Origin of the sequence: Bradyrhizobium sp. (genome assembly GCF_035273305.1) — a bacterium.
Taxonomy (GTDB): domain Bacteria; phylum Pseudomonadota; class Alphaproteobacteria; order Rhizobiales; family Xanthobacteraceae; genus Bradyrhizobium.
The window spans coordinates 1-8,346 of sequence record NZ_DATEPI010000213.1; the positions used below are offsets into that span (position 1 = coordinate 1).

At 61.0% G+C, this 8,346-nt stretch carries 11 protein-coding genes; 5 read left to right on the plus strand and 6 right to left on the minus strand.

The window, feature by feature from the left end:
* On the minus strand, window positions 1-883 hold an 883-nt coding region (locus VJV58_RS14485), incomplete at its 3' end, for a cyclic nucleotide-gated ion channel (RefSeq protein ID WP_324138051.1).
* Between the two features lie 321 nt (window positions 884-1,204).
* Here VJV58_RS14485 and VJV58_RS14490 point away from each other — a divergent pair.
* Both VJV58_RS14490 and VJV58_RS14495 read left to right on the plus strand, forming a co-directional pair.
* Window positions 1,205-1,876 carry a cyclic nucleotide-binding domain-containing protein gene (locus VJV58_RS14490; protein WP_324138052.1) on the plus strand — a complete coding sequence of 224 codons (672 nt, stop codon included), beginning with the start codon at window positions 1,205-1,207 and terminating at the stop codon, window positions 1,874-1,876.
* Window positions 1,877-1,893: 17 nt separating this feature from the next.
* The gene (locus VJV58_RS14495) at window positions 1,894-2,775 is read left to right on the plus strand and encodes a DUF6537 domain-containing protein (RefSeq protein WP_324138053.1); all 882 of its coding nucleotides are present in this window, start codon (window positions 1,894-1,896) and stop codon (window positions 2,773-2,775) included.
* Window positions 2,776-2,790: 15 nt separating this feature from the next.
* On the opposite strand, the gene VJV58_RS14500 is transcribed toward VJV58_RS14495, so the two are convergent.
* The gene (locus VJV58_RS14500) at window positions 2,791-4,194 is read right to left on the minus strand and encodes a TAXI family TRAP transporter solute-binding subunit (RefSeq protein ID WP_324138054.1); all 1,404 of its coding nucleotides are present in this window, start codon (window positions 4,192-4,194) and stop codon (window positions 2,791-2,793) included.
* 404 nt (window positions 4,195-4,598) lie between these two features.
* Between VJV58_RS14500 and VJV58_RS14505 the strand changes: the two genes are divergently transcribed.
* The gene (locus tag VJV58_RS14505; protein WP_324138062.1) at window positions 4,599-4,955 is read left to right on the plus strand and encodes a DUF3307 domain-containing protein; all 357 of its coding nucleotides are present in this window, start codon (window positions 4,599-4,601) and stop codon (window positions 4,953-4,955) included.
* On the opposite strand, the gene VJV58_RS14510 is transcribed toward VJV58_RS14505, so the two are convergent.
* Window positions 4,936-5,445: a GNAT family N-acetyltransferase gene (locus tag VJV58_RS14510; protein ID WP_324138056.1), complete on the minus strand. Its 510-nt coding sequence runs from the start codon at window positions 5,443-5,445 to the stop codon at window positions 4,936-4,938. The genes VJV58_RS14505 and VJV58_RS14510 overlap by 20 nt on opposite strands.
* A 177-nt stretch (window positions 5,446-5,622) precedes the next feature.
* Here VJV58_RS14510 and VJV58_RS14515 point away from each other — a divergent pair, with 177 nt between their 5' ends.
* Window positions 5,623-6,024, plus strand: a complete 402-nt coding sequence (locus tag VJV58_RS14515) for a hypothetical protein (RefSeq protein WP_324138057.1) — start codon at window positions 5,623-5,625, stop codon at window positions 6,022-6,024.
* Between the two features lie 15 nt (window positions 6,025-6,039).
* On the opposite strand, the gene VJV58_RS14520 is transcribed toward VJV58_RS14515, so the two are convergent.
* Window positions 6,040-6,369: a YkgJ family cysteine cluster protein gene (locus VJV58_RS14520; protein WP_324138058.1), complete on the minus strand. Its 330-nt coding sequence runs from the start codon at window positions 6,367-6,369 to the stop codon at window positions 6,040-6,042.
* A gap of 12 nt (window positions 6,370-6,381) precedes the next feature.
* Window positions 6,382-7,020, minus strand: a complete 639-nt coding sequence (locus tag VJV58_RS14525; protein ID WP_324138059.1) for a pyridoxamine 5'-phosphate oxidase family protein — start codon at window positions 7,018-7,020, stop codon at window positions 6,382-6,384.
* A 123-nt stretch (window positions 7,021-7,143) separates the two neighbouring features.
* On the opposite strand from VJV58_RS14525, the gene VJV58_RS14530 reads away from it, so the two are divergent.
* On the plus strand, window positions 7,144-8,043 hold the full coding sequence (locus VJV58_RS14530) for a LysR family transcriptional regulator (protein WP_324138060.1): 900 nt from the start codon (window positions 7,144-7,146) through the stop codon (window positions 8,041-8,043).
* A 5-nt stretch (window positions 8,044-8,048) separates the two neighbouring features.
* Here the strand turns inward: VJV58_RS14530 and VJV58_RS14535 are convergent.
* Window positions 8,049-8,346: PaaI family thioesterase (locus VJV58_RS14535; protein WP_324138061.1), on the minus strand; the 298-nt coding region annotated here is incomplete at its 5' end.

Here is an 8,346-nt window from a genome sequence, read left to right on the forward strand (position 1 = left end):
CTCCCGCGGCAATGAAATACATGCAATCGCCAACCTGGCCCTTGCGGATGATCATGGTTCGGGACGGCAGATCCATGATGCGCAGCATATGCGTCACATCGGCGATTGCCGCCGGCCCGAGTGCGGCAAAGAACGGGACCTTGCTCACCGACTCCCATGTTTTCAGGAAATTGTCGCGCCGGGTTTCGGCGGCAAAACCAGTGGCGAGAATACCGGTCCAGAGGCCGAAAACGCCAAGCCCGCAGATCATCACAACAGCCGCAATAAACCGCCCGAGCGGCGTGATCGGCACCACATCGCCGTACCCCACGGTGGTCAGGGTCACCACCGCCCACCACAAGGCAGCCGGCACGCTTCCGAAAGTGGCTGGCTGCACGTCGCGCTCTACGTAGTACACCGCGACCGAGGCGAGAAACAGCACCATGAGCAAGATCACCAGCACGCTCAGCAGCGGCCCGGACTCCAGCACCAGAACCCGGCGTAGCTGCCGCAATCCCGGCACGCCGGGAACCACCTTCAGCACCCAGGACACGCCGAGTAGCCATGCGGTTTTTGGCTCAGCCCCAAAGGCGAGCGCCAGCGGTATTGCCACAGCGCCGATGGCGTCAACGAGTCCGCGCCCGGACAACGCATAACTCAAACCGCGCCCGGCTAGGCGAGCACTGCGAAGCCGGACCACCCATTCGAATACGAAGAAAGCCAGGCACGCCCACAGCACCGCATTGACCCAGGCGGGTGCAGCCGCATAAGCGGGCTGGTCCGTGAGCACGAGTATCATGATGATGCCGGCCGTCAGCGCCACATAGGCTGCGACCGTCATGTTACGTCCGGCCGTTGCGGCCATCAGTTGCGCCAGAGCAGGGAACGCGAACGGTTTCGACATCGAGCGTTGAGCCGATACTTAAAAGACCGGGGCGCGGTCATTCTTCGCCCCAACCTGCCGAACAGAGGCGAGATCGTCAACGAGGTGCGGAAAACAGAGTTATCGGCCGAGCCTCCCGGCGAGCGGACGCCGGCCCCGCGCTCGGCTGGCACCCAGTCGGCGGGAATTTTTCGGTCGTGTTCGGGATAGAATCCGGACAAATGGTCGCCCTTTGGCCGTATATCAAATGCTCCCGCTGGCACTATTATGGCCCGTTATAACGGGTGCGCAATGCAACAAAACCCCTGAGCCATTCACTCCCCGAAACTTGAGTTGGACCCGATGGATACCTCACATCTCTCAGAACACGCCGGCACCGCCAGCGCTCTGTTCGCGTCCGTTTTCGTGGTTGCGACCACCACAATGCGGACCATGATTCCGCTGCGGCTGTTCGGCATTCTCTCCAACATCGTGCTGATTGCGTTTGCGATTCCGACCCGCGGCTATCTGGTGATTGTGGTGCAGTCGCTAGTGCTGGTGCTTAATTCGTACCGGCTGCACCAGATGCTTCAGCTGGTGCGCGATGTGAAAAGGTCCGTCAACAGCGATCTTTCGATGGAATGGCTGAAGCCGTTCATGACTGAACGCAAATGCGCGGCGGGGGACGTGTTGTTCTACAAGGACGAGAAGGCCGAAGACATGCTCTATATTGTTAGCGGCCGGTTCAGGTTGGTCGAATCGGGAATCGAATTTCCCATTGGCGCCATCGTCGGCGAACTCGGCATGCTGTCGCCCTCGAACGTGCGGACGCAAACGCTGGAGTGCGTCGAAGCCGGCGTGATCCTCAGTGTCAGCTATAGCAAGGTCGAGGAGCTGTACGTTCAGAACCCGGCTTTCGGCTTTTACTTCCTGCGCCTTTCCAGTGCGCGGCTGTTTCAGAACATCGAGAAGCTTGAGCAGCGGCTCGCCCAACAGGCCGCAGCGCTGATGGCGGCTGCGCCGAATCGCGCTTGATCAACCGGACGCAGAAATTGGGAAACTTCCTCTCCTCGATCCGCTACCTGCTCGCTGATTTCATCGGCGAGGAAGACACGGCGCCGCCCTTCCTGCCCGAGGGCTTACCGGACGCGGTTGTATCCGAGGTCAGTGACGGCATCCATTTGCTGATGGATTATCAGGGATCGAGTTACGCGCAGCTCTATGTGGATCGGGTACGGCGGTTCGTGGGGCGGCACGGCGTCGACGATGACATGCTCCGAGAAATCGCCCGGCTGATGGCTCTGCGCATGAGTTATGAAGATCCGATCCGGATCGCACAGCAGCAGCTCGCGGAATTCGAAAGGGCGGCCGGCGACCCGCGCGCTCCGTCCGCCGAAATCATGCGCCTGAAGTTCCGTCTCGATGAGTTGATCGGCGCGCTCCCCACGGCGGTCGCCCAGCCAGTGCTCGATGTGCTCGAATGGGTCGGCTGGACACACCGGCCGGTGGCGATCCGCTTCAGCACCAAGACGCCGTGGGGCATTCGCCGTCTGAAGATCGAGGCGTCCTTGCGGCGGTGGCGACGGTTCTCCGGGCGTTACAAAAGCGAGCACGCCTGGGTCGAACGCTGGCTGCACATGATCAGCCGCAGCCTCGAAAAACAGCCAAAAGCGGCCTCCGCGATCGTGCAAACGGCGACCATGATCCAGGGCTATGGCGACTCCTATCGCCAGGGGCTGGCCGATTGGCACGCGATCATAAATGGTCTGGCCAAGCCGACGTTTGATGGCGTGCTGCCTCTGGCTGATCTTGCTGGCGCGATAGCCGAGGCGCGTGCCGCCGCCATGCCCGATCCGCGCCAGGTTGCGCTCAAGCGTTGCATTGCGGAGATCAGGAGCAGGGCGCTTGCGTCCGCCAACGTCGCGGCGGAATAACCGCCCGGTTTTGGGTCAGGCGCTTTGAGCTGTCTTTACGACGACTACATTGTCCTCGTGGCCGGCGTGGCGCTTCAGGTGAGCGCGTCGCAGGCCGATTTCGTCGCGCACAAACTGGTAGCCAAGCTTGAACGTGTCGAGCCCGTCGCTGCTGATGGTCCCATCGCGAAGCCCGACCACCGCGCCGCGAAGGATTTCCTCGAGCTCGTCCTGTAGCGCTTCGAGCGCATCCAGCGAATTCGCGTGCTCGATCCGCTCGCCGACATCGAGAATGGCGGTGGCGAGCTCGCTGGCCTTCTCAGGCGCGACCCTGGTAATTTTGGTGTAGATGCCGGCAAAGATCGAGCCGATGACGCTGAGAGCGGCCGCAGCGAGATACAGCAGGTCGCTGTAGCGGTCCATGAACGATTTGGTATCGTCGTTGATATATTCGGCAGCACCCGGGTGCGCGATGACAAAGGCGTCCTTGTCGGTATCGGCTGGTTCAATCCTCGAGCCGAAGCCGTGCTCCAGCGCGAGCTCAGTCTTGTTTTCGTAGATCGCGCGCGCGAGATCTCCTGCGGTCGTCGGCGTCATTTTTGACTGCGCGACCAAAAGCCATTGCAGTCCGATGGTGTCGAGATCGTCATCCGGGATTGCCGGCGAGGATGACAACATGCCGGTCGGCAGCGTTTCCTCCGAAATCCACGGATTTCGCCGCGCCAGCGCTTTCGTTTCGTCGATTGCGTTTACAGTGAAGCCGCCATGCCGGGCGTATTGCTCGAACCGCTTGTCTTTCATCAGCGTCGAGGCGTGCGCGATCGCAATGGCCGCGCCGTAACCGTTCGGGCTGAACAGCTTGTCCAGGCTCGAATTCGACGGCACCACTTGAACTCGCGAATTACCATCGGGCCCCTCGGATATTTCGAGTGCGTTGCGGACAAACGCCGCGTTGTTCTCGCCGTCCGCCAGCACGGCAATCTTCTTTTTCCTCAACTCGGCAAGCGACTTGATCTTCTTGCTACCCGGGCTGATCAGCAGCAGCACATCATGTTCGAGGATAGCGAGTGCGCGGGCGCGCGGCGGCACTTTTGCATCGCTGCGCAGCATCGCCAGATCGGCCTGCTTATGGTCGAATGCGGCGAGCGCCTTGGCGGAATCGGAATGGTCAACGATCTTGAGACGCAGCCGCGAGTTGGTATTCTTGAGCACCGCGGCAAGTTTGCCGGCAAACCGAGCCTCGAGGCTGTTGCCGTCACCGACCGCGAATACCAGCGTCTCGGAATTCCTCAGCCAGCTGCGGCCGCCCCAAGCCACCGTCGCTACCGTGAGAATCAGCGTCAGTCCGGCAAACAACAGCACCTGCCGGCGATTGGTTCTGACAACCTGAGATCGCGCAGGCGGCTTGTCCGCATTCGGCGGCGGGACGTCAGCACTCATGGCTTTTACCAAACCGTGATCGGGAGATTTCCCAGCCTGATCGCGCCGTGGACCGCTCGCCGACTTTGTAAATATCTAAAAAAGAACGATAATATTCTATCGCGGATGATATCCGCCCCCATGCGGATTGCAAATCGGCCGCTCCGGTAACCCTACCGCCGGCGCGCTGGTTCGTTTCGGGCCATATCGCCTTAACATCACACATGCGGTTTTTTGAGTTCCTCAACGTGCATTCCGGACCGGGAGATGTCATAAAAGCCGAATACCGGGCCCAATGCCCGGAGTTTGACAAGAAGTCGCGCTGAACGCCGCCACCTCTTCGTATCCTGGATCACCTGCAGCGAGGCGTCAGCTTGTTGTTTCACCCGATCTCGTCAGTTCCGGTTGTTGCGCTGGTCGGATGGATGTTGCTTCTGACTTTCAAGCACATCATCGCCGACTTCGTTTTGCAGAGTTCGTGGATGGCGATCGGCAAGGATCAGAAGACCGGCTGGGCGCTGCCGTTGCTGGCGCATTGCCTGGTGCATTTTGCGGTGGCCATGGCGCTGATCCTGATCGTCGCGCCGCGGTTCTGGTTTGTCGCGTTCATCGACTTCGCGATCCATATCACCATCGATCGCGCCAAGGGATTTTGCGCCGCGACCTTCGGCGTGACGCAGGAGAACAAGAACCCGTGGTTCTGGACGCTGATCGGCATCGATCAGGCGCTGCATCACCTGACCGGTTTCGGCCTGTCGATCTTCATGGCCGCGAACCCTTGAGCTCGCTGGGTTCAGGAGCTGCATCCTGGATCAAGATACTCAGCCGATCCGGCCCGACATGCCGCTCGATCGTGCGCCAGCCCAATCTTTCGTAAAAGCCCGAACGAGGCGGTCGCGCGCACAGATACGCCCGGCTGAAGCCAAGCGCGAAACAATCCCCCGCGGCACGGCTGACAAGAGCGGCACCTATCCCGCGCCGGCGCGCGTGCGGCTCTACCCACACCGCCGCAACCCATGGCGAAAACTGCGGGCGGGCCGGGACATCGGACGCGATCGCCGAAGACGTGCCAAGGAATTCATTATCCGCGTGGGCGACCAGCGCAAAGGGAATCTGCGATCCATTCAGGTTCTCGCGGAGCCTCGTCTGGATATAAGCGAGCGGATGGCCGTCCGGCTCCCACCATGCCCGCCAAATCCGCTCGGCAACCGTATCGAAAAATTGCGGGCACTGCCGCAGGTCAGAAATGATGAAGGGCATTGCTGCTGTCATGGCGGTAGTTTGATCTAGCTCGCATTGCCGACGCGAGCGCGGCAAGCTGGCGCGCGTCTTTCTGATTCGCGTGTTTCGTTCAAGCGCTCCTCCAAACACCCCGCCAATTACCCGCCGCCCTGGTTAACCGTTCGTTAGACAGTTGCATTGCATCCTGCGGACGGGGAGATTTTGCAAATGTTTTCAAGCCGCGACGCCTTCGACAACGATTTTTGCCCGGTCCGGGAGGAATTGCTCGGCGAGATGTACCGCGCCAATGAACACGGCCTTGCGCGACTGGTGGAGAGCGTGTCTTCCGATGTCCGCGCGATGCTGGCGCTGTTTTGTTATCGCCGAAGCCATCTGCACTCGCTGGCGCTATCAATTGCCGCAAGCTGCAGCGAGCGCGAACTGATCCAGTTCGGCGGGCGGGCCGGCTCGGCTCTATACGCGCTGTGCCGCGAACCGGCCGCGCGCTCGGTACCCGCATCGTCATTCGGCAATCGCAAGCCGATCACGCTCTCGACCAAGCCGCTCAGTACGTTCGCGCCGATGGAAGATGAGTTCGATCAGGACCTGAGCGACGCGGTTCCGGCGTAACGGCGGTCTGATTGGTCATGTATTGCCGCTAAGCGTCGGCAGCCCATGCCGGCTGCGGGCCATTTCGCATTCGACATCGCCGGGCATGCAGGTCCGGCATACTTCCGGGCGCACATTGTAAACGGCGCACGCGGTCATCACCCCGATCCGACCTGATAATGCCGAGCACCGGTCGCCTTTGCAGCGCATGCCGGAGAGATTTTCGTTGACGAATTTTTCCGGGATCAGATCGAGCGCCGCATCGTCCTCGACGGTGAACCGCGGCCAATTCGACGAATAGGAACAACAGGCGCCGCAGGCCTGGCACGGGCTGGCTTCGTTAAGTGAAATGATCGGCGTCTCCATTGGCGCCAGCTTTTAGCTGGATCCATCCGGTGGCGATAGCCCGGCCTTCACGATCGCCAGTTCCGATTCCAGTTCGGCGATGCGGGCATCGCGCACGGCCAGCGCCGCCGCCACATCCGCAGCGTCGAATTTATGCGGGATGTGCTGGGGGCAATTGGTATCACAGGCGGAAATTTTGAACAGGATCGCCTGCTCGGGACGCGCCTTGTAGCCGCGCGGCATGAGCGATTGCAGCAGCGCCGGATCGTCATCGACCACCCGCGCCTCGCCCCAGATCTTCACCCGGCGGCGATGGGCATAGTCCATCAGAAATATATTGGCTTTCGAGTTTTCCGAGAGATTACCTTGCGTGATGTATTGTCGATTGCCCGCGTAGTCGGCGAACGCCAGCGTGTTCTTGTCCAGAATCCTGATGAAGCCCTTTGGGCCGCCACGATGTTGGATATAGGGCTGCCCCTCCGCGGTGGCGGTCGCCAGAAACATGCTGTCCTGCCCGGCAAGAAACGCCGTGAGATTTTCGTCGATTTCGGTGCGCCAGCCGCCGCCTTGCTCCATCTGTGCGTAGCGGTCGCGCGATCCCTTGCGGGCCTGGATCGCCTTCACCGCGGGCGTGAACGCGACGTCACTGGAAAACGCATCGCTCTCTGGCATCAGAATATCTCCGGAGGTCCCAGGCGCTGAACACGCCTGGCTCTCCCCCAAACATGGCTGATTTCCAAACGTACACAATGTTGCGAATTGACACTTCATTGTTGCAACTTATGAAATGATCGGATGGACCGGATCGAAGCCATGCAGGCGTTTGTCGCGGTGGCCGACCTGCAGAAATTTGCGCCGGCGGCGCGCAAGCTTGGAGTATCGCCATCCGCGGTGACGCGGCTGATTGCCGCGCTGGAAGATCGTCTCGGCGCGCGGTTATTGCAGCGGACCACCCGATCGGTGACGCTGACCGATGTCGGCGCCAGATACCTGGAACGGGTCAGGCGAATTCTTAGCGATCTCGAGGAGGCGGAAGGCGCCGCCGAGGGCGAGCGCACCCGGCCGAGCGGTCGCCTGGTGATATCGGCGCCCGTCGGATTTGGACGCCTCCACGTAAGCCCGCTCGTGTGTTCGTATTTGCAGCGATATCCGGAGGTCTCTGCCGAATTGCGGCTTTCGGATCAAATCATCAACCTGGTCGAAGACGGTGTCGACCTCGCCATCCGGATCGGCCATCTCGCCGACTCCACGCTGGTCGCACGCCATGTCGGCGAGATGCGGCGTATCGTGGTGGCATCGCCAGGCTATCTCAAGCTGCGCGGCGAACCGGTCACGCCCGCCGCAATCGCCGCGCATCAATCGATCCAGTTCGGCGCGGCGACCGTCGGTCCGGACTGGCGTTTTGTCGAAGATGGCCACGAAGTTCGCGTGAGCTGCGCGCCGCGTTTGGTCACGAACAGCGCGGACGCCGCAATCCAGTACGCCGAGCGGGATGGCGGCCTGACCAGGGTGCTCGCCTATCAGGCGGCGGAGGCGATCAAGGCCGGTCGCCTCAGAATCGTGCTGGCGCGGTTTGAACCACCGCCACTGCCAATCCATGTCGTCTATCCGACCTCGCGGCTATTGTCCGCCAAGGTGAGGGCTTTCATCGATCTGGTCACCGAAGTCAGTGACTGGCACTTCGGCGGCAAATAGATCTCTCAGTGCTTTTTCGACGTTACCCGGAACGTCGCATTGGCGCGCGCGATGATCAGGCCGTCGGCCTTTATCAAGCACTGCGCGAAACAAATCGTGCTGCCGGTCTTGATCACGTCGGTTTCGACCGAAAGCCATTGTCCGACCTGCGCGGTACCGACGAAGTCAAGCGCAAGCCCAATCGTCACCAGCGACGACGCTCCGCCCATGACATGTGCGCAGCTATAGCCCATCGCATTGTCGGATAGCGCGGCGTTCAGCCCACCGTGAATCAATCCACGGCTGTTGGTATGCGGTCTGGCC

Excerpts from the sequence above, each read along its gene's own strand:
- VJV58_RS14490 (WP_324138052.1), top strand. The coding sequence starts at position 1,205 with ATGGATACCTCACATCTCTCAGAACACGCCGGCACCGCCAGCGCTCTG.
- VJV58_RS14500 (WP_324138054.1), bottom strand. The coding sequence starts at position 4,194 with ATGAGTGCTGACGTCCCGCCGCCGAATGCGGACAAGCCGCCTGCGCGA.
- VJV58_RS14505 (WP_324138062.1), top strand. The coding sequence starts at position 4,599 with ATGTTGCTTCTGACTTTCAAGCACATCATCGCCGACTTCGTTTTGCAG.
- VJV58_RS14510 (WP_324138056.1), bottom strand. The coding sequence starts at position 5,445 with ATGACAGCAGCAATGCCCTTCATCATTTCTGACCTGCGGCAGTGCCCG.
- VJV58_RS14515 (WP_324138057.1), top strand. The coding sequence starts at position 5,623 with ATGTTTTCAAGCCGCGACGCCTTCGACAACGATTTTTGCCCGGTCCGG.
- VJV58_RS14520 (WP_324138058.1), bottom strand. The coding sequence starts at position 6,369 with ATGGAGACGCCGATCATTTCACTTAACGAAGCCAGCCCGTGCCAGGCC.
- VJV58_RS14525 (WP_324138059.1), bottom strand. The coding sequence starts at position 7,020 with ATGCCAGAGAGCGATGCGTTTTCCAGTGACGTCGCGTTCACGCCCGCG.
- VJV58_RS14530 (WP_324138060.1), top strand. The coding sequence starts at position 7,144 with ATGGACCGGATCGAAGCCATGCAGGCGTTTGTCGCGGTGGCCGACCTG.